The organism is Pseudomonas sp. G5001 (assembly GCF_013385475.1).
Classification (GTDB): Bacteria; Pseudomonadota; Gammaproteobacteria; order Pseudomonadales; family Pseudomonadaceae; genus Aquipseudomonas.
The window spans coordinates 259,661-281,128 of sequence record NZ_JACAPZ010000011.1; the positions used below are offsets into that span (position 1 = coordinate 259,661).

Below are 21,468 nucleotides of genomic sequence, written 5' to 3' on the forward strand. Positions count from 1 at the left end.
AAGATGTACTCCCACTAATTATTTTTTTTGCGGGTAATCAAATTGTAAGCCTGTGGCGGGCACGGACCCGCCACAGGGTGCAGCCGTTACGAACCGATGTAGCTGGTTTTCACCACGGTGTAGAACTCTTGCGCATAGCGACCCTGCTCACGCGAACCGTAGGATGAACCCTTACGGCCGCCGAATGGAACGTGGTAATCCACACCGGCAGTCGGCAGATTGACCATCACCATCCCGGCCTGGGAATGACGCTTGAAGTGGTTGGCGTATTTCAGCGAGGTGGTGGCGATACCGGCCGAGAGGCCGAACTCGGTGTCGTTGGCCATCGCCAGCGCCGCCTCGTAATCCGCCACGCGCACCACGTTGGCCACCGGCCCGAAGATCTCTTCACGGCTGATGCGCATCGCGGCTTCGCTGTCGGCAAACAGCGTCGGCGCGAGAAAGTAGCCTTCGGTGTCGCAGGTCACCAGCTCACCGCCGCTGACCAGCCGGGCGCCTTCGCTCTGGCCGATGTCGATGTACTTCAAGTCCTGGTCCAGCTGGGCCTGGGAAACCACCGGGCCGATGTCGGTGCCGGTTTTCAGGGCGTGGCCGACCTTGATCGACTTCATCCGCTCGGCCATGGCCGCGACGAACTGGTCGTGAATCCCGGCGGTGACGATAAAGCGGCTGGACGCGGTGCAACGCTGGCCGGTGGAGTAGAACGCGCTCTGTACCGACAGCTCGACGGCTTGCTTGAGGTCGGCGTCGTCGAGAATGATCTGCGGGTTCTTGCCGCCCATTTCCAACTGCACCTTGGCCTGGCGCGACACGCAGCTGACGGCGATCTGACGACCCACGCCCACCGAGCCGGTGAAGCTGATGCCGTCGACTTTCGGGCTGTTGACCATGGCATCGCCGACCACACGGCCGCTGCCCATCACCAGGTTGAACACACCGGCAGGGAAGCCGGCGCGGGAGATGATTTCGGCCAGGGCCCAGGCGCAGCCCGGTACCAGTTCAGCCGGTTTGAGCACCACGCAGTTGCCGTAGGCCAGGGCCGGGGCGATCTTCCAGGCCGGGATGGCAATCGGGAAGTTCCACGGCGTGATCAGGCCAACCACGCCCAACGCCTCACGGGTCACTTCAACGTTGACGCCCGGACGCACCGACGGCAGGTAGTCGCCGGACAGGCGCAGGCATTCACCGGCGAAGAATTTGAAGATGTTACCGGCGCGGGTCACTTCGCCGATGGCTTCCGGCAGGGTCTTGCCCTCTTCCCGGGCCAGCAGGGTGCCGAGTTCTTCGCGACGGGCGAGGATTTCGGTGCCGACTTTATCCAGCGAATCATGACGCGCCTGGATCCCGGAAGTGGACCACGCCGGAAAAGCAGCGCGCGCAGCGTCGATGGCCGCGTGGACTTGGGCGAGGTCAGCCTTGGCGTATTCGCCAATGACATCAGACAACTCCGACGGATTGATGTTGGCCGAGTAGTCGGCGCCGGCAACCCACTGGCCACCGATGTAGTTTTCAAAACGCTTGGCTTGGGACACGAATTCTCTCCTGACGCAAAAAGCCGCTGATTACTCAGCGGCCTTGGTGATGGGTTATTGCGCGCCTTGCTTGTCGATCAACGCGGCCAGGGCTTCGTATTCTTCCGGCAGCAGATCGGTCAGCGGGGTACGCACGGGGCCTGCGTCGTAGCCGACGATTTTCGCCCCGGCCTTGACGATGCTCACCGCGTAACCGGCCTTGCGGTTACGGATGTCGAGGTACGGCAGGAAGAAGTCGTCGATGATCTTGCCGACGGTGGCGTGATCTTCCCGGGCAATGGCGTGGTAGAAGTCCATCGCGGTTTTTGGAATGAAGTTGAACACCGCCGAGGAGTACACCGGCACGCCCAGGGCCTTGTAGGCAGCGGCGTAAACCTCTGCAGTCGGCAAGCCGCCCAGGTAGCTGAAACGGTCACCGAGGCGACGACGGATCGACACCATCAATTCAATGTCACCCAGGCCGTCCTTGTAACCGATCAGGTTCGGGCAGCGCTCGGCCAGGCGTTCCAGCAGCGGCGCGGTCAGGCGGCAGACGTTACGGTTGTAGACCACTACACCGATCTTGACCGACTTGCACACCGCTTCAACGTGGGCGGCAACCCCGTCCTGGCTGGCTTCGGTCAGGTAGTGCGGCAGCAGCAACAGGCCTTTGGCGCCCAGACGCTCGGCTTCCTGGGCGTACTCGATGGCCTGGCGGGTGGCACCGCCGACACCGGCAAGAATCGGCACGCTGGTGGCGCAGGTATCAACGGCGGTTTTCACCACTTGCGAATATTCGCTGGCCGCCAGGGAGAAAAACTCACCGGTGCCGCCAGCGGCGAACAAGGCGGTAGCGCCATAAGGGGCCAGCCATTCCAGACGCTTGATGTAGCCCGCCTGGTGGAAATCACCCTGGGCATTGAAATCGGTCACCGGGAAAGACAGCAGACCGTGAGAGAGGATGGACTTCAGTTCTTGTGGATTCATTATTCGAACACCCTGGGCGAAGACTTTCTGTTGTGAGATTACGGATGGTTATCTTGATGTCGTACGTCATCGTACAACTATAAAAATATTCGTCAACTGCAATTCATCGCCGCCCTTCTCGATTGCTGCTTTCTTGACGTAGGAAGTTTTTCCTCTATGCTCTGGATAACTGTATATACGTACAGTTATTACGGAAGATTCCTACGACATAGCAAGGAGCTAACATGTCAGATCTTGAACTCGCCACACCTGTGGAAACCCCGCCAACCCTGCGTTTTGAAGGCGGCGAACACACCGCCATCGGCGACGACACCCTGTTGCGTTTCGTCAAGGACGCCCCGCCGATTCCCGCCCGGCAGGTCGAATTGCACCTGCCCAATGGCCTGGCGCTGAGCTACGGCCAGATCATCGCCCTGGGCGGTGATTTCTATGGCATCCCCGGGCGCCCCATCAACGAAGGCACATCGCCCGCTGATCGTGTGCAGCGCTTTACCGATGCATTCAACTCGCTGGCGGTATTGCCAGCATCACGGGAAGAAGCGGGCAAGATCCTCGCGGTGATGCAAAAGGAGATCAATGCGGTCAACCAGGCGATCAAGGATGGCAAGCAACCCCATGAAGCCTATGACGCGCTGGGTGACACCTTGTCCGAGGAATGGAACCGCATCACCGGCGGCGGCAGTGCCGTCTCGGCGCTGATTCCACTGGGGCGCTACCTGAAACTGGCGGCAGACAATGCCGACCACTTTGGCGAATGGGCTTTGGCGGCCTATCTGGCGGGGCATACGGCAGCCTTGCAACAAGCCGTCGTGGCGCATCAGACCGGCACCGACCAGGCGCTGGAACTGGCCTATGCCATGAACAGCTTTGCTGATCACTTTTTGACCGATCTATTTTCCGCCGGGCACCTGCGGGTACCGCGCAAGCAACTGGCGGCGGTGGTGACACCGGGTGAACTGGGCTCGCTGATCAGCCGCTTCATGCACGATGAAGACAGCAAGTTCGGGCTCAATGTGCGCAACGCCCTGGGCGAGCAGTGGCATGCCTACGGTGATAAACGCTATTTCGACAGCAACGATGCGGCCAACCGCGCCATGGTCAAACGCGCCGTGCAGGCCTCGGCCGATGAGATCTTCGAAACGTTTATCAGCGGCATGGCGCCCTCCCCGGCCAACTTCAAGGCACCGCTGTATGTGCCGGACCTGAACGCCGCGCAGAACCCGGCGAACAACTTCTCACCGCTGTTCAAGGCTGAAGGCGACAAGGTGCTGCGACGCAAGGACGTCAACAACCTGAACGACAAGCAGTGGACCAATGACTGGTGGGGTTGGAGCACGTATCTGCTGCTCAAGGACTACAAGCCGAATCAGCCGGCCTGAAAGACGTGAGTTAAGCCTCGCGCATTAACCTGTGGCGAGGGAGCTTGCTCCCGTTGGGCTGCGAAGCAGCCCCGGCAAGAACACGGGGTTCTTTCAGACAGAACTCGGGGCAATGGATTTTGGGGCCGCTGCGCGGCCCAACGGGAGCAAGCTCCCTCGCCACAATGAGCTTTCAAGCCACACGCTTACGTCCAGCCTGGAATCAACCGCGCTGCGCTTCCGCCTCTTCATGGGCATGGCGCAGCCGCTCACGGCTGTTGGTCAGGTGCAACCGCATGGCCGCCCGCGCCGCATCCGAGTCCTGGCGCGCGATCGCCTCGTAGATCTCTTCGTGTTCGCGGCTCAGGCGGCTCATGTAGTGCTGCTGGTCATCATGGGCCAGGCGTGCCGAGTTCAGCCGCGTGCGTGGAATGATGCTGGTGCCCAGGTGGGTCATGATGTCGGTGAAGTAGCGGTTGCCGGTGGACAGGGCAATCTGCAGGTGGAACTGGAAGTCCGACGCCACCGCATCACCGGCGTGGGCCGCACTTTCGTTAAGGGCATCGAGGGCAGCACGCATGCCGGCCAATTGCTCGTCGCTACGACGCTGGGCGGCGAGCCCGGCAGACTCCACTTCCAGGCTGATCCGCAGTTCAAGGATGGCCAGCACATCACGCAGGGTGACGACAGTGGCCGGATCAATCCGGAAACCGCTGGGGCTTGGCGTATCCAGCACAAAGGTACCGATGCCATGGCGGGTTTCTACCTGCCCGGCGGCCTGCAATCGCGAGATGGCTTCACGCACCACGGTGCGGCTGACCCCGTGGGCGTCCATGATCGCCGACTCGGTGGGCAGTTTGTCGCCACGTTTGAGTTGGCCGTCGCGGATCTGCTCGGACAACACCGTGACCAATTCCTGGGCAAGGCTGCGGCGCTTGCGGGGAAGACGAGGGGCGGCGCTGGAGTTTTCCATGATGAATCATCTATCTCGGCGATCTGAAGCACGCATGATAGCCCATGGCGGTTGTACGATCACCGTCCTGTCATGACTTTCATCTATAACCGCCGGGGTTTTCGCCAGGCAAAAAAATGCCCCGGCATCGCCGAGGCATTTTCAACGCTGGCCCGAGGGCCCGCGCCTTGTTACTTCACCACTTTCAGACTCGGCCGACCGCTTGGACGCGGTGGCTCGGAATCCGGCGGCGGCACATCATCTTCGCCTTCGAGCTCGATCGCTTCGTCATCCTCAAGGGAAGACTCCAGATCAAACACCATGCCCTGGCCATTTTCCCGGGCGTAGATCCCTAGGATGGCACCGATGGGCACGAACAGCGTATGCGGCACACCGCCGAAACGCCCTTCAAAGCTGACCGCTTCATTGTCCATGTGCAGGTGTCGCACGGCACTGGGTGAAACGTTCAGGACGATTTGTCCGTCACTGGCAAAACCTTGCGGTACCTGAACCGCGGGAAACTCGGAATTGACCAGCATGTGCGGGGTGCAATCGTTGTCCACTATCCACTCATAGAGCGCGCGGACCAGGTAAGGTCGACTGGAGTTCATCAACGGCTCCTTAAGCCTTAGCGCATATCGCGTTCGACACCAGACAGACTCGCCTGGAAAGCCTCACGCGCAAACTGGCGCTCCATGTAGTCAAGCAGCGGCTTGGCAGGCCGCGGCAGTTCTATGCCCAAAATCGGCAAGCGCCAGAGTATGGGTAATAGGCAGCAATCCACCAGACTTTGTTCCTCGCTGAGGAAAAAAGGTTTGTCGGCAAACAACGGCGAAACACCGGTCAGGCTCTCGCGCAATTCCTTGCGCGCCTGAACCCGGGCCGCTTCCTTGCTGCGTGAATCCAGAATCAGGTCCACCAGGCCACACCAGTCACGCTGGATCCGATGGATCAGCAGGCGGCTGTTGGCACGCGCCACCGGATACACCGGCAGCAACGGTGGATGGGGATAACGCTCATCCAGGTATTCCATCACCACGGTTGACTCCCACAACGCCAGGTCACGATCGACCAGGGTGGGCAAGCTGCCGTAAGGGTTCACTTCGATCAGTTTCGGCGGGTGACGTCCCACCTCCACACTGATGATCTCTGCGCTGACACCCTTCTCTGCGAGCACGATGCGTACTCGGTGGGAATAGTGGTCGGCGGGGTCGGAGTAACAGGCCAACCGATTGGTCACGCCCATGGCGGTCCTCCTCGCTTGTTGAAATTATCGAAAGCTCAAAAACGAGCGCGCCCAGTGAGCATCTCCGTGATGCCTGGATAAACCAGACTTACCTTCAGAGATGCCGCTGGGCGCGCAAGATTAACAGCAATTACTTACGGTTGGATCAATGCACATCCTTCCAGTATTCGCGTTTCAGCAGATAGGCGAACACGAAGAAGAAGGCCAGGTACAGCAACACATAGGTACCAATGCGCTGATGCTGCAGCTTCACTGGGTTGGCCGAGTAGGCCAGGAAGGTCACCAGATTCTTGACCTTCTCGTCGAACTGCTCTTCGTTCAGCGTGCCGGTCTTCGGCACTATGGTCAGCTGATCGCACGCTTCATGAGTCAAAGGCGTACCGGTGAGCGGATCATACTGCTTCTTGCCGTCTTCGACGATTTGTACTTGCTTGCATCCTACCACTTGGCGACCTTGCAGGCCGACCAGAACGTTAGGCATACCGACGTTCGGGAACACTTTGTTGTTCACGCCGTAGGGACGCGTCGGGTCTTCATAGAAGGATTTCAGGTAGCCATAGAGCCAATCGGTGCCACGCACACGGGCCACCAGGGTCAGGTCGGGCGGTGCAGCCCCGAACCAGGTCTTGGCGTCGGCCGGTTGCATGCCGATGGTCATGTGGTCGCCGATCTTCGCCCCGGTGAACACCGAGTGGCTCAGCATCACGTCATGGGGAATGCCCAGGTCGTCGGCCACTCGCTCGTAACGCTGGAACTTGGCGCTGTGGCAGCCCATGCAGTAGTTGGTGAACGTACGCAGCCCGTCCTGCATTGCGGCTTTGTCCGACACGTCGATGTCGACCTTTTCCAGCTCTGGGCCGTGTTCAGCGGCGAAAGACAGCAGCGGCAGGGCCGCAAGAATGAATGCAACGAATAATTTTTTCATCAGCCAGTCACCCTTTCCGGTACCGGTTTGGTCTTCTCGAGCCGGGTGTAGAACGGCATCAGAATGAAGTAGGCGAAGTACAGGAAGGTGCAGACCTGCGACAGCAACGTACGCTCCGGGGTCGGCGCCAATACGCCCAGTACACCCAGGATCACGAACGCAATGCAGAACACCCACAGCCAGATCTTGCTCAGCCAGCCCTTGTAGCGCATGGACTTGACCGGGCTACGGTCGAGCCACGGCAGCACGAACAGCACCGCAATCGCTGCGCCCATGGCGATAACGCCCATGAGTTTGTCGGGAATCGCCCGCAAGATCGCGTAGAACGGAGTGAAGTACCAGACCGGGGCAATGTGTTCCGGGGTCTTGAAGGCGTTCGCCTGTTCGAAGTTCGGTTTCTCGAGGAAATAACCGCCCATCTCCGGGAAAAAGAACACGATCGAGCAGAAGATGAACAGGAACACCACCACACCGACGATATCTTTCACGGTGTAGTACGGGTGGAACGGAATGCCGTCCAGTGGTACGCCGTTTTCGTCCTTGTGCTTCTTGATATCCACGCCGTCGGGGTTGTTCGAACCCACTTCGTGCAACGCCAGGATGTGCAGCACTACCAGGCCCAGGATCACGATCGGCAAGGCCACCACGTGCAAGGCGAAGAAGCGGTTCAGGGTGATCCCGGAGATCAGGTAGTCACCGCGAATCCACTGGGTCAGGTCGTTGCCGATGACCGGGATCGCACCGAACAGCGAGATGATCACCTGGGCGCCCCAATAGGACATCTGGCCCCACGGCAGCAGGTAGCCCATGAAGGCCTCGGCCATCAGCGCCAGGTAGATCAGCATGCCGAACACCCACACCAGCTCGCGAGGCTTCTGGTACGAGCCGTAGAGCAGGCCACGGAACATGTGCATGTAGACGACGATGAAGAACGCCGAGGCGCCGGTGGAGTGCAGCAGACGCAGGATCGAGCCGTACTCGACGTCGCGCATGATGTATTCGACGGAGGCGAAGGCTTCTTCGGCCGACGGCGTGTAGCTCATCGTCAGCCAGACACCGGTAACGATCTGATTGACCAGTACCAGAAGTGCCAGGGAGCCAAAGAAATAGAAGAAGTTGAAATTCTTCGGTGCGTAGTACTTGCTGAGGTGGTCTTCCCACATCTTGGTCGCGGGGAAGCGCGCATCCACCCAATCCATGAACTTGCTCATCAGGCTTTCTCCCCCTCGTCGACGCCAATGACAATGACACTGTCAGTCTCGTAGTGATGTGGCGGAACTGGCAGGTTCAGTGGTGCAGGTTGTGACTTGTAGACGCGGCCAGCGAGGTCGTAGTGAGAACCGTGGCACGGGCAGAAATAGCCCCCGACCCAGTCCTTGCCCAGGTCCGCAGGCGCCACTTCCGGGCGGAAGGTGGGAGAGCAACCCAAGTGGGTGCAGATACCGATCAGCAGCAGAATTTCCGGCTTGATCGAGCGAATTTCCTTATCGACGTAAGCGGGTTGGTCGGAATTCTTCGAGTCGGGGTCGGACAGCTGGCCCTCGATCTTCTTCAGATTTCCCAGGATTTCCTCGGTACGACGAACGATGAACACTGGCTGACCGCGCCATTCAGCAATCATTTGCTGGCCTGGATCGATCTTGCTGACATTCACCTTCACCGGTGCACCTGCGGCTTTCGCCTTGGCACTGGGAAACCATGACCCCACGAACGGGACCGCAGCCCCCACCGCTCCTGCAGCACCCACCACGGATGTGGCTGCTACCAAGAAGCGACGCCGGCCTGCATTCACGCCGTCATTGCTCATTCAGTCCTCTCCCATCAGCTTTGTGGCCTGTTAAATCAGGCGTCTACTAAGTGTTAAATCTGAACTTATAAAAATTTTGCCGAATGGTAATGAAAAGCCCCACGTCTGACAAGGTAATTACCCCCGGCACTGGCTCCAAGCCTTTGAGTATAGGGGCTCTACGGATGTGGCAAGTTGTCACACAGATTTTTTTACATAAATAGCAGGCAATAAAAAACGCCCAGCTCCGTGAGGAGGCTGGGCGTTTTCTGGAACGTAAAAGCGAATTAACGCTTCGAGTACTGCGGACGCTTACGCGCTTTACGCAGACCAACTTTCTTACGTTCAACTTCACGAGCATCGCGAGTCACGAAGCCAGCTTTGCGCAGAGCGCCACGCAGGGTTTCGTCGTACTGCATCAGAGCGCGAGTGATACCGTGGCGGATTGCGCCAGCTTGACCACTTACACCGCCACCGATAACGGTGACGTAGATGTCGAACTTTTCAACGGTCTCGGTCAATTCCAGCGGCTGACGAACTACCATGCGGGCAGTTTCGCGACCGAAGAAATTTTCCAGAGTGCGGTTGTTGATCGAGATGTTACCAGTACCCGGACGCAGGAAAACGCGAGCGGTAGCGGTTTTGCGACGGCCAGTGCCGTAATTTTGAGTCGCCGACATAATGAACTATTCCGTTAAAACTTCAGTTCTTGGGGCTGCTGAGCAGCATGAGGGTGAGCAGCGCCCGCATAGACTTTCAGCTTGCGATACATGTCGCGACCCAGTGGGCCCTTCGGCAGCATACCTTTGACCGCGATTTCAATCGGGGCTTCAGGCTTTTTGGAGATCAGGCCTTCGAAGTTCGAAGACTTGATACCGCCTGGGAAACCGGAGTGACGGTAGTACATTTTGTCTTGCGCTTTGTTGCCGGTAACACGTACCTGCTCGGCGTTGATGATGACAATGTAGTCACCGGTATCAACGTGAGGGGTGTACTCAGGCTTGTGCTTGCCACGCAGACGGCTGGCGACTTCAGTGGCCAGACGACCCAGGGTCTGACCAGCGGCGTCGACGACAAACCAGTCGCGCTGAACTGTTTCTGGTTTTGCAGTAAAAGTTGTCATTCTTTAATAGCCTCAGGGGCCGCCCTGTAAATTAGACGGCGGATCTTACTGAATAGTGCGTACTTTGACAAGTCAAAGGCAGCCGGATACAGACGCTATCGGGGGCTCGGGTCGGCGCGTCCGTTCAACGGCAAGATTCTTCGGCAGGCGGCGCATCACTTCCACTGCAGAAAGAGGTGGGCAATTATGCAGATTGCCAAAAAAATTTCAACCTGCTTTTATGATTGTTTTCCCTGAAGGAGTACCCGATGGACTATCGACAGCTGGGCCGAACCGATCTGAACGTGAGCGCGATAGCCTTGGGCACCATGACCTGGGGCGAGCAGAACAGCGAGGCAGAGGCCTTCGCACAGATCGAACGGGCCAAGGCCGCGGGGATCAACTTCCTCGACACCGCGGAAATGTACCCGGTGCCGCCCAAGGCCGACACCTACGCCACCACCGAGCGCTACATCGGTAATTACTTCAAAAGCCGCGGCGACCGCGCCGACTGGATCCTCGCCAGCAAGATCGCCGGCCCCGGCAACACCATCGACTACATCCGCGATGGCAGCCTCAAGCACAACCGCAAGCACATCGTCGAAGCCCTGGATGCGAGCCTCAAGCGCCTGCAAACCGACTGGATCGACCTCTACCAGTTGCACTGGCCCGAGCGCAGCACCAATTTTTTCGGCCAACTGGGCTACAAGCACAAGGCCGAAGAAGACCTGACGCCGCTGGAGGAAACCCTCGAAGCCTTGGATGAGCAGGTCAAGGCCGGCAAGATCCGCCACATCGGCCTGTCCAACGAAACCCCTTGGGGCACCATGAAATTCCTGGCCCTGGCCGAAGCCCGTGGCTGGACCCGCGCGGTGTCGATCCAGAATCCCTACAACCTGCTCAACCGCAGCTTTGAAGTGGGCCTGGCGGAGATCGCCATCCGTGAACAGTGCGGTTTGCTGGCGTATTCACCGCTGGCGTTCGGCATGCTCAGCGGCAAGTACGAAGGTGGCGCACGCCCGGCCAAGGGCCGCCTGAGCCTCTATAGCCGCTTCAGCCGCTACTTCAACCCGCAGTCGGAAGCTGCATGCAGCCGTTATGTGGCACTGGCCCGTGAGCACGGCCTGGACCCGGCGCAGATGGCATTGGCGTTTGTGACCCAACAACCGTTCGTGACCAGCAACATCATTGGCGCCACGACCCTGGAGCAGCTGGACAGCAACATCGCCAGTGCTGATTTGAAACTGTCGGATGAGGTGCTGGCGGGGATTGAGGCGATCCAGAAGGATCATCCGAATCCTGCGCCTTGATTGATCTCTAGACCGCCTTCGCGAGCAAGCCCGCTCCCACATTCGACCGAGTTCCACCTTTGGAATGCAGTCGAATGTGGGAGCGGGCTTGCTCGCGAAGAGGCCCTCAAAAACACCAAGAATTCAAAGCGCCCGCGCAATAATCTCCTTCATGATCTCATTCGTCCCCGCATAAATCCGCTGCACCCGCGCATCTGCCCACGCCCGCGCAATCGGGTATTCCCACATAAACCCATACCCGCCGTGCAGTTGCACACACTCATCCAGCACCTTGCACTGCAGGTCTGTGGCCCAGTATTTGGCCATCGCGGCCGTGGGCACATCGAGCTTGCCTTCCAGGTGCAACTCCATGCACTTGTCGACAAACACCCGGCCGATCTGGGTTTCAGTGGCAATCTCCGCCAGCTTGAATCGGGTGTTCTGGAAGTCGATGATCGCCTTGCCGAACGCCTTGCGGTCGCGGGTGTATTCCAGCGTCCATTGCAGCGCCGCCTCGGCTGACGACAACGCGCCAATCGCCACCGTCAAACGCTCCTGCGGCAACTCCTGCATCAGGTAGGCAAAGCCCATCCCCGCCTGGCCCAGCAGATTCTCCTTGGGCACCCGCACATCCTGGAAGAACAGCTCCGATGTATCCTGGGCCTTCATCCCGACCTTCTCCAGGCGCTTGCCCTTGTCGAAACCCGGCGTGTTGGCCTCCACCAGGAACAGGCTGGTGCCCTTGGCGCCGGCCTTGGGATCGGTCTTGGCCACGACGATCACCAGATCAGCCAGGAAGCCATTGGTGATGAACGTCTTGGAGCCGTTGATCACGTATTCATCGCCATCCAGCACCGCCGTAGTCTTGACCCCTTGCAGGTCGGACCCGGCCCCCGGCTCGGTCATGGCAATCGCCGTGACCATTTCCCCGGAGATCAGCTTGGGCAGGTACTTGTGCTTCAGCGCCTCACTGCCGTAATGCAGGATGTAGGGCGCAACAATGTCCGAATGCAGGGAGAAACCAATCCCGGTCAATCCCAGGCGACTGATCTCCTCGATCACCACCGCGCTGTAGAGAAAGTCCGCCCCGAGGCCGCCGTACTCTTCCGGCAAATGCGAGCAGAGCATCCCCGCCTCCCCCGCCTTGTTCCACAGGTTGCGGTCGATGTAGCCCTGCTTTTCCCATTGCCCGTGGAACGGCGCCGCGTCTTTTTCGAGGAAGGTGCGCACGCTCTGGCGGAAGAGTTCGTGCTCCGAGCTGAACAAGGTTCTGGGAATCATGGGTCACCTGTGTGAATTGTCGGACAAGACCGGGATCACAGAGCCTAAGCCGCGAAGGCGTCACGGGACACTGGACACATGCGACAAAAAATAAGACGATCCAGCCGTCTGGTGACCACTTTCCCCTATAAGAATAAATGAAATTATGTCTAACCAAATCTCCACGCCCTTGCGGCGCGTCAGCATTTTGGCCATTGATCGGGTATTCGCTTCAACCCTCATGCAAGCCAAGGATTTCTTCCACCTCGCGAGCCTACGCTACGGCAGACAGCTGGGCCAGGGCCTCACTCCCGCCTTCGAAACCCGCCTGGTCAGCCCCGACGGGCAGTCGGTGCGCAGCTTCAGCGATGTGATCATGCCGGTGGACGGCGGCCTCGAAAACGCCGACATCATCGTGCTCCCGGCCTTCTGGGACGATTTCGACTCGTTGTGCCAACGCTACCCCCAAGTGCTGCCCTGGCTGCGTGAACAACACGCCCGTGGCGCGGTGCTGTGCGGCGAAGCCACCGGGGTGTTCTGGCTCGCCGAAGCCGGCCTGCTGGATGGCAAGGAAGCGACCACCTATTGGCGCTTCTTCAACGCTTTCACCGAACGCTTTCCCAAGGTGCAGCTGAACCAGGACAAGCACCTGACCGACGCCGACAACCTCTACTGCGCCGGCGGCACCACCTCGGCCTGCGACCTCTACATCTACCTGATCGAACGCTTCTGCGGCGCCAACATCGCCCAGGCCGTCGCCCGCGACATCCTCTACGAAGTGCAACGCAGCTACGCCCCCGGGCGCATCGGTTTTGGCGGGCAGAAGCTGCACCAGGACGTGATAATCCTGCAGATCCAGCATTGGCTCGAAGAGCACTTCGCCGACAAGTTCCGCTTCGAAGACGTGGCCCGGGAACACGGCATGAGCATCCGCAACTTCATGCGCCGCTTCCAGACCGCCACCGGTGACAAGCCGCTGCACTACCTGCAACGGTTGCGCATCGAGACAGCCAAGGGCCTGCTGTCCGGCAGCCGCAAAAGCATCAAGACCATCAGTTACGAGGTGGGCTACGACGACGCGAGCTTCTTTGCGAGGCTGTTCCGCCAGCATACCGAGCTGTCGCCCAACCAGTATCGCCAGCAGTTCCAGCAGGCCGCGTAACCAAAGGGTATACACAGTAAAAATGTGGGAGCTGGCTTGCCTGCGATGGCGGCGTGCCAGGCACCAGAGGCATCAACCGACAGACCGCTATCGCGGGCAAGCCCGGCTCCCACAGTTGCTTTCTGTTGACCTGGAAATTTTGCATAAAAAAAGGCCCGCATCGCTGCGGGCCTTTTTCATTTCAAGCACATCGCTTACGGCTTGTGCGCCCGCGACAGGAACTCGTGGGACTGCATTTCCAGCAAGCGGCTCAAGGTGCGCTGGAATTCGAAGTTCAAGCGGCCGCCGGTGTAGAGGTCCTTGAGCTCGACTTCCGCCGAGATGATCAGCTTGACGTTGCGGTCGTAGAATTCGTCGACCATGTTGATAAAGCGCCGCGCGATGTCGTCGGTGGTGACGCTCATCTGCTCGACACCGCTCAGGATCACCGCGTGGAAGATCTTGCCCAGTTCGATGTAGTCGTTCTGGCTGCGAGGGCCGTCGCACAGTTCGCGGAATTCGAACCAGGCCACGTCATCGCAGGTGCGCAGCGCGATGATTTCGCGGTTTTCGATGATCAGCTTGTCGTTTTCAATCGCCTGGGTGCATTCCGGCGTCAGCGCGCGGAAGCTCTTGCGCAGGCTTTCCTGGGCCACTTCATTGAGCGGGTAGTGGAACAGTTCGGCTTGTTCAAGGTGACGCAGGCGGTAGTCGACGCCGCTGTCGACGTTGACGATGTCGGTGTTCTGCTTGATCAGGGCGATGGCCGGCAGGAAACGCGCGCGTTGCAGGCCGTCCTTGTACAGGCCGTCGGGCACGATGTTCGAGGTGGCGACAAGGGTCACGCCGTTCTTGAACAGCTCTTCCATCAGGGTGCCGAGGATCATCGCGTCGGTGATGTCGGACACGAAGAACTCATCGAAACAGATCACCCGGGCTTCTTCCGAGAAGCGCTTGGCGATGATGGTCAGCGGGTTCTTTTCGCCCGGCAGGGTCTTCATCTCTTCATGCACGCGCTTCATGAAGCGGTGGAAGTGGGTGCGGACCTTTTCCTTGAACGGCAGCGCTTCGAAGAAGGTGTCCACCAGGTAAGTCTTGCCCCGGCCAACACCACCCCAGAAATACAGGCCCTTGACCGGCGTATGGTCTTTCTTGCCAAACAGCTTGCTGAACATGCCCGGCTTGTTCTGCGAGGCCTGGACCAGGTCGTCGTACAGGCGCTGCAAATGGCGCACCGCAGTTTCCTGGGCAGCGTCATGGAAGAATTCAGGGCGTTTCAGATCAGCTTGATATCGTTCTAGGGGCGTCATAATTCGTTAGCAAGGCAACAAAAACGGGCCGCCACTGTAACGACGGCCCTGAAGAATGGCAATCAACCCTTGGTCGGGTCAATCCTCGATTGGGGTCAACGCAACGCGCAAGGCTTCGATCGCCGCATCCCGCGAGGCGCTGTCGGCGAACGCCGGGCTATCGGCGACGACTTCACCGTCCAGCCACACGCTGAAGCTCGAGGCTTCACTGCGTACATCCAGCGCCTGACCCGATTGCAGCTGCTTGGTTACGGCGCCTGCGGTTTTACCGTCGGCAAAGTTGCGCGACAGCAGCAGTTGCTCGCCTTCGGCCGCCAGCAAACGGAAGCGGAAGCTGCCGTCGTCTTCGCGGAAGCTGACAAAGCGTGCGGCTTTCGCAGCTTTCTTCTTGGTGGTGGCAGCCACGGCGACCGGATTGACGAACGAGCGCAGGCCCACCGCTTCACGCAGTTCGGCCAGGAACGGTGCAGCCACGGCGCGGGCTTTGCGGGCGCCGACCAGCAGCAGGTCTTCCATGTCCGACGGGCGCGACATCAGTTGGTGATAACGCTCGCGCGCTTCACCCAACTGGCCGTCCAGCAGTTGGAACAGACGGTTCTTCGCCTCGCCCCAGCCCAGGCCTTGCAGCAGTTCACCGCGGAACTCTTCTTCCTGGGCCTGGGTGGCAAACGCCTGGTACAGGGTGAACAGGTGCGAGTTGTCCGGATCCTTGGCTTCGCCCGGCGCGCGGGAGTCGGTGACGATCCGCGAGATCGCGTCCTTCATGTCCTTGGCGCTGGTGAACAACGGGATGGTGTTGTCGTAGCTCTTCGACATCTTGCGGCCATCCAGGCCCGGCAAGGTGGCGACGCTTTCTTCGATCAGCGCTTCGGGCATGGTGAAGAATTCTTTACCCTTGCCGAACAGGTGGTTGAAGCGCTGGCCGATGTCGCGAGCCATTTCCACGTGCTGGATCTGGTCACGACCGACCGGCACCTTGTGGGCGTTGAACATCAGGATGTCCGCGGCCATCAGCACCGGGTAGCTGTACAGGCCCATGGTGATCCCCGCATCCGGGTCTTCGCCGTTCTCCAGGTTCTTGTCCACCGAGGCCTTGTAGGCGTGCGCACGGTTGAGCAGGCCCTTGGCCGCCACGCAGGTCAGCAACCAGGTCAGCTCGGGGATTTCCGGGATATCGGACTGACGGTAGAAGGTTACCCGGTTCACATCCAGGCCACCGGCCAGCCAGGTCGCGGCGATTTCCATGCGCGAGCGCTGGATGCGCTGCGGGTCATCGCACTTGATCAGGGCGTGGTAGTCGGCCAGGAAGTAGAAGGAGTCGGCGTTGGCGTCCTGGCTGGCAAGGATCGCCGGGCGGATCGCGCCGGCGTAGTTGCCCAGGTGCGGCGTGCCGGTGGTGGTGATGCCGGTGAGGATGCGGGTACGGGTCGTCATGGGTGATCGCTTGTCATCAATTCGAAAGACGTGGCAGCACAAGATCCTTGAGATCGGTCAGCTTGCCATGAAAAAAGTGTCCGCATTCTGCCACTTTCAGCAGCTCATGGGGGCGATTCAGGGCCGCGGACCAGTCGTAGACGAGTTGCGGGTCAACCACTTCGTCGGTTTCCGGCTGGATCACGGTCAATGGGCAGCCTTGTGGCAACACGTCGTTATCCCGCAGGCGCATCACGGCCGCGGCCACCATGAACAGGTGCGCGAGTTTTTCGCCCTTGGCTTCCAGGCGGCCGCCGAGGGTGGCCGCGACAAACCCGCCGAAGGAAAAACCCAGCAGGGTGATCGGCAGGTCGGGATGCTTTTCACGCAGCCAGGTGGCTGCCGCTTCGGCGTCGTCGACTTCACCGGTGCCCATATCGTGCGTACCGGCACTGGTGCCGACACCGCGATAATTGAAACGTAACGTGATCAAGCCGGCATCGCGCGCGGTGCGTTGCAGGGTCGATACGACTTTGTTGAGCATGGTGCCGCCCTGCACCGGGTTCGGGTGACAGATCAGCGCCAGGCCACGTGGCTCGGGGTGATCCAGATACAGGGCTTCCAGTTGGCCTACCGGGCCATCGATCAAAACGGGGGTTTCACGCATCAGCAAGGAAGGAACTCCGTGACCTCTCAAGGGGTCGACTCGTCTAGCTAAAAGTCTGTGCATGGCATCATTGCGAGCTTAATCGCGGTATACAGCGCAGGTCCGAGCCGTTAACGTAAAGCAAAGCCGTTTATAGAGGAAGGACTCGTGGAACACTCGCTCTTAGTTTGGTTGTTGCCGACTCTCGCCTTGGTTGCCGGTGTCGCCATTGGATTCCTGGTTGCCCGCCTGCTGCCGAATGCCGCGCCTAACCGCACGCAGCGTCAGCTGGATGACATTCAGGAACGTTTTGACAGTTATCAGAACGAGGTTGTTACCCACTTCAACAGCACCGCGACCCTGGTGAAAAAGCTCACTCAGAGCTATCAGGAAGTACAGGATCATCTCGCCGAGGGTGCCAACCGCCTGGCCCTGGACGACATCACCCGCCAGCGCCTGCTGGCCGCGCTGCATTCCGATGCACCGCACGCTCCACGGGAACGCCTGACCCCTCCGCGGGAAAACCAGGAACCGCCACGGGATTACGCGCCAAAAACGCCAAATGCCCCGGGGATGCTGGATGAGCATTACGGCTTGAAGAAGTAATAGCTTTTCAAGCGGCATAAAAAAGCCCGGCTGATCGATGATCAGCCGGGCTTTTTTGTTGGAACCAGGTCGACCAGACGACACTGATCCAATGTGGGAGCGGGCTTGCTCGCGAATGCGGTCTATCAGTCACCCGATGTATTAACTGACCCACCGTATTCGCGAGCAAGCCCGCTCCCACATTGACCGAGTCCAACTTCAGGACACTGGCTGTTCTTGTAGCTGCCCGTCCTGTATCCGCACATGCCGCCCATGGAAACGCTTGAGGCTGCTGCGGTGCCCGACGCTGACGATGCTCAACCCCGGCAATTCATCGATCAACGCCTGATACAGCGCCGCCTCATCTTCCTCGTCCATCGCCGAGGTGGCCTCGTCCATGTACAGCCATTGCGGTTCAAACAACAACGCCCGCGCAAACGCCAGGCGCTGTTGCTCACCCGGCGACAGCATGCGCTGCCAGTGATTGGCTTCGTCCAAGCGTGGAATCAGGTGCGCCAGGCGGCAGGTTTCCAGGACCTGTGCATAACGTTGCGCCGGGTACGCGCCCTCCTCCTGTGGATAACTCAACACACCCCGCAAGGTACCAATCGGCAGGTACGGCTTTTGCGGCAGGAACAGGTAACGCTCGGCCGGCAAGCGGATGTTGCCGTGGCCGTTTGGCCAGAGATTGCCCATGGCCCGCAGCAAGGTTGACTTGCCGCTGCCGGAACGCCCGCTGAGCATCAATCGCTCACCCTCGGCAACCGTCAGGTTGGCGCCATCCAGCAGGTGACGACCATCCGCCAGATCGAGGCTGAGGTTGCTCATCTGCAAATTGCCGCCCTGGCGTTGCAACTCGATGCCCGTGTTGCGGCCTTCGTTTTCTTCCATCGCCTCGCCAAAGCTCAGCAGACGATCACAGGTCGCACGCCAACTGGCCAACACGGTGTACGCGTCGACAAACCAGCTCAGGCTGCCCTGCACGCTGCCAAACGCGCTGGCCACTTGCATCAGCACGCCCAGCTCTATCTGGCCGGAAAAGTAACGCGGCGCTGCCACCACAAACGGGAAGATGATCGCAATCTGCGAGTAACCACTGGTGAAAAAGTTCAGGCGCTTCTTGAGCTGCATGATGCTCCAGAAGTTGCTCCACACCCGCCCGAAACGTGCACTCAGTTGCTGGTGTTCATTCGGCTCGCCATTGAACAGCGCGATGCTTTCCGCGTTCTCGCGCACTCGCACCAGGCTGAAACGCAAGTCGGCCTCGAAGCGTTGCTGGCGGTTGCTCAAGCCGATCAGTTTTCGACCAATCAAGTGGGTCAACCAACTGCCCAGCACGGCATATACCAGTGCCGCCCAGAACATATAGCCGGGAATCGTGATGCCCCAAACCTCGATACTGCCGGACACGCCCCACAGGATCACCGAGAACGACACCAGGCTCACCAGGTTACTGATAAACCCCAGGCCCAGGCTCAGGGTGCTGCTGGTAAAGGCGTTGAGGTCTTCGGAAATACGTTGGTCGGGGTTATCGGTGTAGCCGCCATATTCCAGGTGGTAGTAGTTCTTCTCGCTCAGCCACTTGGCGAAGTAGGTTTCAGTCAGCCAGCGCCGCCAGCGGATGGTGAGCATTTGCTGCAAATAGGAAGTGAACACCCCGGTGACGATCGCCACCACGGCGATCACGCTGAAATACATCAGCAGGTGGGTGAAGGCGTCGTAGTCCTTCTTTTCCAGGGCGTTATAGAAGTCGCGGTTCCAGCTGTTGAACCACACCGACACGGCCACACTGAACAGCGAAAGCCCCAGCACCACCAGCAACAACAGCCAGGCCTTGAACTTCTCCTCACTGCGCCAGTAGGGGGTGATCAGCGCCCAGACTTTCCTTAAAAATTGCCCACGCACCGCGTCATTGACCGCGGAATACTCAGCGTTCTGATTCATTGTTCAGGCTCGGTAGGAAAAAAATAACAGGCGTTTGAACCGATCATAGACGATCGGTTCAGGGCTCCGTGCGGCCTGAAGCAGATTGTTCAGTCGCCGTTCAACGTCGAACCGGGCGTTTCTGCAACTTGCGCTGCAACGTTCGACGATGCATGCCCAGGGCGCGGGCCGTGGCGGAGATGTTGCCTTCGTGCTCGGTCAACACCCGCTGGATGTGTTCCCACTGCAGGCGGTCCACCGACATCGGGTTTTCCGGCACCAGGGTGTCGAGGTCGGCGTGCTCGGAGAGCAAGGCGGCCAGCACGTCGTCGGCATCTGCCGGCTTGCACAGGTAGTTGCAGGCGCCACGCTTGATCGCCTCGACGGCGGTGGCAATGCTGGAATAGCCGGTGAGGATCACCACGCGCATTTCCGGGTCCAGCTCCAGCAGCTTGGGCAGCAGCACCAGGCCGGAGTCGCCGTCCATTTTCAGGTCCAGGGCCGCGTATTCCGGCAGGTCGGCCGTGGCGATGGCCAGGCCTTCCTCGGCGGAACCTGCGGTGCTGACGCGAAAGCCACGACGGCTCATGGCGCGGGCCATCACGCGGGTAAAGGTGGCGTCGTCATCTACCAGCAGCAGGTGCGGCAGTTCTTCGCCTTCGACTTGGATCTCGTCACTCATCGATGTCTCCTCGTGCGACACGGGGCAGGCGCAGCTCGGTGAGCGTACCGCCTTCCTCATGACTATAGAGTTTCACTGAGCCGCCCGCGCGGGTCACGCTGGCCTTGCTCAAAAACAGGCCCAGGCCGAAGCCTTTGCCCTTGGTGGTAAAGAAGGGCTTGCCGATCTGCTCGGCAATCGCCAGCGGCACACCGGCGCCGTGGTCGCGAATGCTGATGGTGAAGTCTTCCGCATCCCAGTCCAGGGTCACTTCCAACCCTTCCGGGCAGGCATCGGCGGCGTTGTTCAGCAGGTTCAGCAGCGCCTGGGTCAGGTCCGGCGGCGGTGCCATGCGCGGCACCGTGCTCTGGCCCAGCAGGTGGAACCGGTAACTGGCTTCGGGACGCATCAGGTGCCAGCGGTTCAGGGCTTCGTCCAGCCACTGGGTGACGTCTTGCATCTCCACCGCCAGGCGGCGATTGGCCTCGGCGGCGCGCACCAGCTGCTGCAAGGTCAGCTTGCACTGCTTGACCTGTTCCTGCAGCACGCTCAGGTCGTCTTGCAGGGCCGGGTCGTGATGGTCCTGGGTCATTTCCTTGAGCAGTACGCTCATGGTCGCCAGCGGCGTGCCCAATTCGTGGGCCGCGCCGGCGGCCTGGGTGGCAACGGCCAGCAGCTGCTGGTCACGCAGGCCTTCTTCGCGGCGAATGGCGCGCAGTTCTTCCTGGCGGCGCAGCTCTTCCGCCATTCGTGCGGCAAAAAAGGTGATGACCGCCGCCGACAGGGCAAAGCTCAGCCACATGCCGTAGATCTGCAGGTTTTCCCGGGCGATGGGGAAGGTCTGCAACGGGTAGAACTGTGCCAGCAGCAGGGTGTACAGGGTCAGGGCAATACCCGACAGCACCACCGAATAACGCCACGGCAAGGTCACCGCCGCGATGGTCAGTGGCACCAGGTAATAGGACACGAACGGGTTGGTGGAGCCGCCGGAGAAGTACAGCAACACGCTGTGGATAAACAGGTCGCAGGCCAGTTGCAGGGCGTATTCCAGCTCGGTCACAGGCCACGTGGTGCGCAGCCGGATCACGGTAAATACACACAGCACCGTGGAGAAGCCGAGGGTCACGGCCAACTGCAACCAGGGCAGCGGCAGCAGCTTGAACCAATAGGCGAGCCCCACCGAACCGGCCTGTGCGGCCAGCACCAGGGTGCGGATGAACGTCAGGCGCCAAAGGTTCTGGCGGGTGGCGGAAGTCAGTTTTACGGCGGCGAGCATGAGCTCTCCCGATGAGCGCTGCAGGCGGATCGCACGGAGTATAAACGAAGCGACAGCGCTGGCACGGCGTGTGTGGCTCTTTGACGCAGGGGTCAGG

At 59.9% G+C, this 21,468-nt stretch carries 21 protein-coding genes; 4 read left to right on the forward strand and 17 right to left on the reverse strand.

Annotated elements, in window-relative coordinates; translation table 11 throughout:
* Positions 1 to 86: 86 nt before the first annotated feature.
* Positions 87 to 1,532, reverse strand: a complete 1,446-nt coding sequence (locus HX805_RS11310) for an aldehyde dehydrogenase family protein (protein WP_003216060.1) — start codon at positions 1,530 to 1,532, stop codon at positions 87 to 89.
* A gap of 54 nt (positions 1,533 to 1,586) precedes the next feature.
* A complete protein-coding gene (gene kdgD / locus HX805_RS11315) occupies positions 1,587 to 2,498 on the reverse strand; it encodes a 5-dehydro-4-deoxyglucarate dehydratase (RefSeq protein ID WP_003216058.1) in 912 nt (303 codons plus the stop codon).
* A gap of 224 nt (positions 2,499 to 2,722) precedes the next feature.
* On the opposite strand from kdgD, the gene HX805_RS11320 reads away from it, so the two are divergent.
* Positions 2,723 to 3,877, forward strand: a complete 1,155-nt coding sequence (locus tag HX805_RS11320) for a phospholipase (protein WP_177080093.1) — start codon at positions 2,723 to 2,725, stop codon at positions 3,875 to 3,877.
* A 202-nt stretch (positions 3,878 to 4,079) separates the two neighbouring features.
* Here the strand turns inward: HX805_RS11320 and HX805_RS11325 are convergent, their stop codons facing one another.
* The 8 genes from HX805_RS11325 to rplM all read right to left on the reverse strand — a co-directional run bounded on the left by HX805_RS11325 (position 4,080) and on the right by rplM (position 9,888).
* Entirely contained in the window at positions 4,080 to 4,829 is a 750-nt protein-coding gene (locus HX805_RS11325) for a FadR/GntR family transcriptional regulator (protein WP_008437251.1), read from the reverse strand.
* A 170-nt stretch (positions 4,830 to 4,999) separates the two neighbouring features.
* On the reverse strand, positions 5,000 to 5,419 hold the full coding sequence (locus HX805_RS11330) for a ClpXP protease specificity-enhancing factor (RefSeq protein WP_003216051.1): 420 nt from the start codon (positions 5,417 to 5,419) through the stop codon (positions 5,000 to 5,002).
* Positions 5,420 to 5,436: 17 nt separating this feature from the next.
* Complete coding sequence (locus tag HX805_RS11335) at positions 5,437 to 6,054, reverse strand: glutathione S-transferase N-terminal domain-containing protein (RefSeq protein WP_003216049.1); 618 nt, start codon at positions 6,052 to 6,054, stop codon at positions 5,437 to 5,439.
* A 145-nt stretch (positions 6,055 to 6,199) separates the two neighbouring features.
* Entirely contained in the window at positions 6,200 to 6,979 is a 780-nt protein-coding gene (locus HX805_RS11340) for a cytochrome c1 (RefSeq protein WP_003216044.1), read from the reverse strand.
* Positions 6,979 to 8,190 (reverse strand): cytochrome bc complex cytochrome b subunit, encoded by a 1,212-nt coding sequence (locus HX805_RS11345; protein WP_003216042.1) that lies wholly within the window; start codon positions 8,188 to 8,190, stop codon positions 6,979 to 6,981. The genes HX805_RS11340 and HX805_RS11345 overlap by 1 nt, the downstream gene beginning before the upstream one ends.
* Positions 8,190 to 8,786, reverse strand: a complete 597-nt coding sequence (gene petA, locus HX805_RS11350; RefSeq protein WP_003216040.1) for a ubiquinol-cytochrome c reductase iron-sulfur subunit — start codon at positions 8,784 to 8,786, stop codon at positions 8,190 to 8,192. Before petA ends, HX805_RS11345 begins: the two co-directional genes overlap by 1 nt.
* A 266-nt stretch (positions 8,787 to 9,052) precedes the next feature.
* The gene (gene rpsI / locus HX805_RS11355; protein WP_003216038.1) at positions 9,053 to 9,445 is read right to left on the reverse strand and encodes a 30S ribosomal protein S9; all 393 of its coding nucleotides are present in this window, start codon (positions 9,443 to 9,445) and stop codon (positions 9,053 to 9,055) included.
* A 14-nt stretch (positions 9,446 to 9,459) separates the two neighbouring features.
* Complete coding sequence (gene rplM / locus HX805_RS11360; RefSeq protein WP_003216032.1) at positions 9,460 to 9,888, reverse strand: 50S ribosomal protein L13; 429 nt, start codon at positions 9,886 to 9,888, stop codon at positions 9,460 to 9,462.
* Between the two features lie 248 nt (positions 9,889 to 10,136).
* Between rplM and HX805_RS11365 the strand changes: the two genes are divergently transcribed.
* A complete protein-coding gene (locus tag HX805_RS11365) occupies positions 10,137 to 11,177 on the forward strand; it encodes an NADP(H)-dependent aldo-keto reductase (RefSeq protein WP_076014448.1) in 1,041 nt (346 codons plus the stop codon).
* A 123-nt stretch (positions 11,178 to 11,300) separates the two neighbouring features.
* Here the strand turns inward: HX805_RS11365 and HX805_RS11370 are convergent, their stop codons facing one another.
* Complete coding sequence (locus HX805_RS11370) at positions 11,301 to 12,437, reverse strand: acyl-CoA dehydrogenase family protein (protein WP_003216028.1); 1,137 nt, start codon at positions 12,435 to 12,437, stop codon at positions 11,301 to 11,303.
* Positions 12,438 to 12,657: 220 nt separating this feature from the next.
* On the opposite strand from HX805_RS11370, the gene HX805_RS11375 reads away from it, so the two are divergent.
* The gene (locus HX805_RS11375; protein WP_177036248.1) at positions 12,658 to 13,578 is read left to right on the forward strand and encodes a GlxA family transcriptional regulator; all 921 of its coding nucleotides are present in this window, start codon (positions 12,658 to 12,660) and stop codon (positions 13,576 to 13,578) included.
* Positions 13,579 to 13,772: 194 nt separating this feature from the next.
* Here the strand turns inward: HX805_RS11375 and zapE are convergent, their stop codons facing one another.
* The 3 genes from zapE to HX805_RS11390 form a co-directional block, all read right to left on the reverse strand.
* Complete coding sequence (zapE, locus tag HX805_RS11380) at positions 13,773 to 14,867, reverse strand: cell division protein ZapE (RefSeq protein WP_003216025.1); 1,095 nt, start codon at positions 14,865 to 14,867, stop codon at positions 13,773 to 13,775.
* 78 nt (positions 14,868 to 14,945) lie between these two features.
* Positions 14,946 to 16,301, reverse strand: a complete 1,356-nt coding sequence (locus HX805_RS11385; protein ID WP_008437254.1) for a tryptophan--tRNA ligase — start codon at positions 16,299 to 16,301, stop codon at positions 14,946 to 14,948.
* A gap of 16 nt (positions 16,302 to 16,317) precedes the next feature.
* Positions 16,318 to 16,947, reverse strand: a complete 630-nt coding sequence (locus HX805_RS11390) for an alpha/beta hydrolase (protein WP_023659190.1) — start codon at positions 16,945 to 16,947, stop codon at positions 16,318 to 16,320.
* Positions 16,948 to 17,094: 147 nt separating this feature from the next.
* Here HX805_RS11390 and HX805_RS11395 point away from each other — a divergent pair, with 147 nt between their 5' ends.
* Positions 17,095 to 17,532, forward strand: a complete 438-nt coding sequence (locus HX805_RS11395; RefSeq protein ID WP_003216019.1) for a YhcB family protein — start codon at positions 17,095 to 17,097, stop codon at positions 17,530 to 17,532.
* A 198-nt stretch (positions 17,533 to 17,730) separates the two neighbouring features.
* Here the strand turns inward: HX805_RS11395 and HX805_RS11400 are convergent, their stop codons facing one another.
* From HX805_RS11400 to HX805_RS11410, 3 genes are all read right to left on the reverse strand, one after another.
* Positions 17,731 to 19,455: an ABC transporter ATP-binding protein/permease gene (locus tag HX805_RS11400; protein WP_008437256.1), complete on the reverse strand. Its 1,725-nt coding sequence runs from the start codon at positions 19,453 to 19,455 to the stop codon at positions 17,731 to 17,733.
* A 100-nt stretch (positions 19,456 to 19,555) separates the two neighbouring features.
* Complete coding sequence (locus tag HX805_RS11405) at positions 19,556 to 20,116, reverse strand: response regulator transcription factor (protein WP_003216016.1); 561 nt, start codon at positions 20,114 to 20,116, stop codon at positions 19,556 to 19,558.
* Positions 20,109 to 21,371, reverse strand: coding sequence for an ATP-binding protein (locus tag HX805_RS11410; protein ID WP_177116869.1), 1,263 nt, complete (start codon positions 21,369 to 21,371; stop codon positions 20,109 to 20,111). The genes HX805_RS11405 and HX805_RS11410 overlap by 8 nt, the downstream gene beginning before the upstream one ends.
* Positions 21,372 to 21,468 lie beyond the last annotated feature (97 nt).

What these genes read in the sequence shown, in the direction of transcription:
- HX805_RS11365 (WP_076014448.1), top strand. Translation starts at nt 10,137, where the DNA reads ATGGACTATCGACAGCTGGGCCGAACCGATCTGAACGTGAGCGCGATA.
- rplM (WP_003216032.1), bottom strand. Translation starts at nt 9,888, where the DNA reads ATGACAACTTTTACTGCAAAACCAGAAACAGTTCAGCGCGACTGGTTT.
- kdgD (WP_003216058.1), bottom strand. Translation starts at nt 2,498, where the DNA reads ATGAATCCACAAGAACTGAAGTCCATCCTCTCTCACGGTCTGCTGTCT.
- HX805_RS11340 (WP_003216044.1), bottom strand. Translation starts at nt 6,979, where the DNA reads ATGAAAAAATTATTCGTTGCATTCATTCTTGCGGCCCTGCCGCTGCTG.
- HX805_RS11345 (WP_003216042.1), bottom strand. Translation starts at nt 8,190, where the DNA reads ATGAGCAAGTTCATGGATTGGGTGGATGCGCGCTTCCCCGCGACCAAG.
- petA (WP_003216040.1), bottom strand. Translation starts at nt 8,786, where the DNA reads ATGAGCAATGACGGCGTGAATGCAGGCCGGCGTCGCTTCTTGGTAGCA.
- HX805_RS11335 (WP_003216049.1), bottom strand. Translation starts at nt 6,054, where the DNA reads ATGGGCGTGACCAATCGGTTGGCCTGTTACTCCGACCCCGCCGACCAC.
- HX805_RS11405 (WP_003216016.1), bottom strand. Translation starts at nt 20,116, where the DNA reads ATGAGTGACGAGATCCAAGTCGAAGGCGAAGAACTGCCGCACCTGCTG.
- HX805_RS11400 (WP_008437256.1), bottom strand. Translation starts at nt 19,455, where the DNA reads ATGAATCAGAACGCTGAGTATTCCGCGGTCAATGACGCGGTGCGTGGG.
- HX805_RS11385 (WP_008437254.1), bottom strand. Translation starts at nt 16,301, where the DNA reads ATGACGACCCGTACCCGCATCCTCACCGGCATCACCACCACCGGCACG.
- HX805_RS11390 (WP_023659190.1), bottom strand. Translation starts at nt 16,947, where the DNA reads ATGCGTGAAACCCCCGTTTTGATCGATGGCCCGGTAGGCCAACTGGAA.
- HX805_RS11370 (WP_003216028.1), bottom strand. Translation starts at nt 12,437, where the DNA reads ATGATTCCCAGAACCTTGTTCAGCTCGGAGCACGAACTCTTCCGCCAG.
- HX805_RS11320 (WP_177080093.1), top strand. Translation starts at nt 2,723, where the DNA reads ATGTCAGATCTTGAACTCGCCACACCTGTGGAAACCCCGCCAACCCTG.
- HX805_RS11330 (WP_003216051.1), bottom strand. Translation starts at nt 5,419, where the DNA reads ATGAACTCCAGTCGACCTTACCTGGTCCGCGCGCTCTATGAGTGGATA.
- zapE (WP_003216025.1), bottom strand. Translation starts at nt 14,867, where the DNA reads ATGACGCCCCTAGAACGATATCAAGCTGATCTGAAACGCCCTGAATTC.
- HX805_RS11325 (WP_008437251.1), bottom strand. Translation starts at nt 4,829, where the DNA reads ATGGAAAACTCCAGCGCCGCCCCTCGTCTTCCCCGCAAGCGCCGCAGC.
- HX805_RS11375 (WP_177036248.1), top strand. Translation starts at nt 12,658, where the DNA reads ATGCAAGCCAAGGATTTCTTCCACCTCGCGAGCCTACGCTACGGCAGA.
- rpsI (WP_003216038.1), bottom strand. Translation starts at nt 9,445, where the DNA reads ATGTCGGCGACTCAAAATTACGGCACTGGCCGTCGCAAAACCGCTACC.
- HX805_RS11410 (WP_177116869.1), bottom strand. Translation starts at nt 21,371, where the DNA reads ATGCTCGCCGCCGTAAAACTGACTTCCGCCACCCGCCAGAACCTTTGG.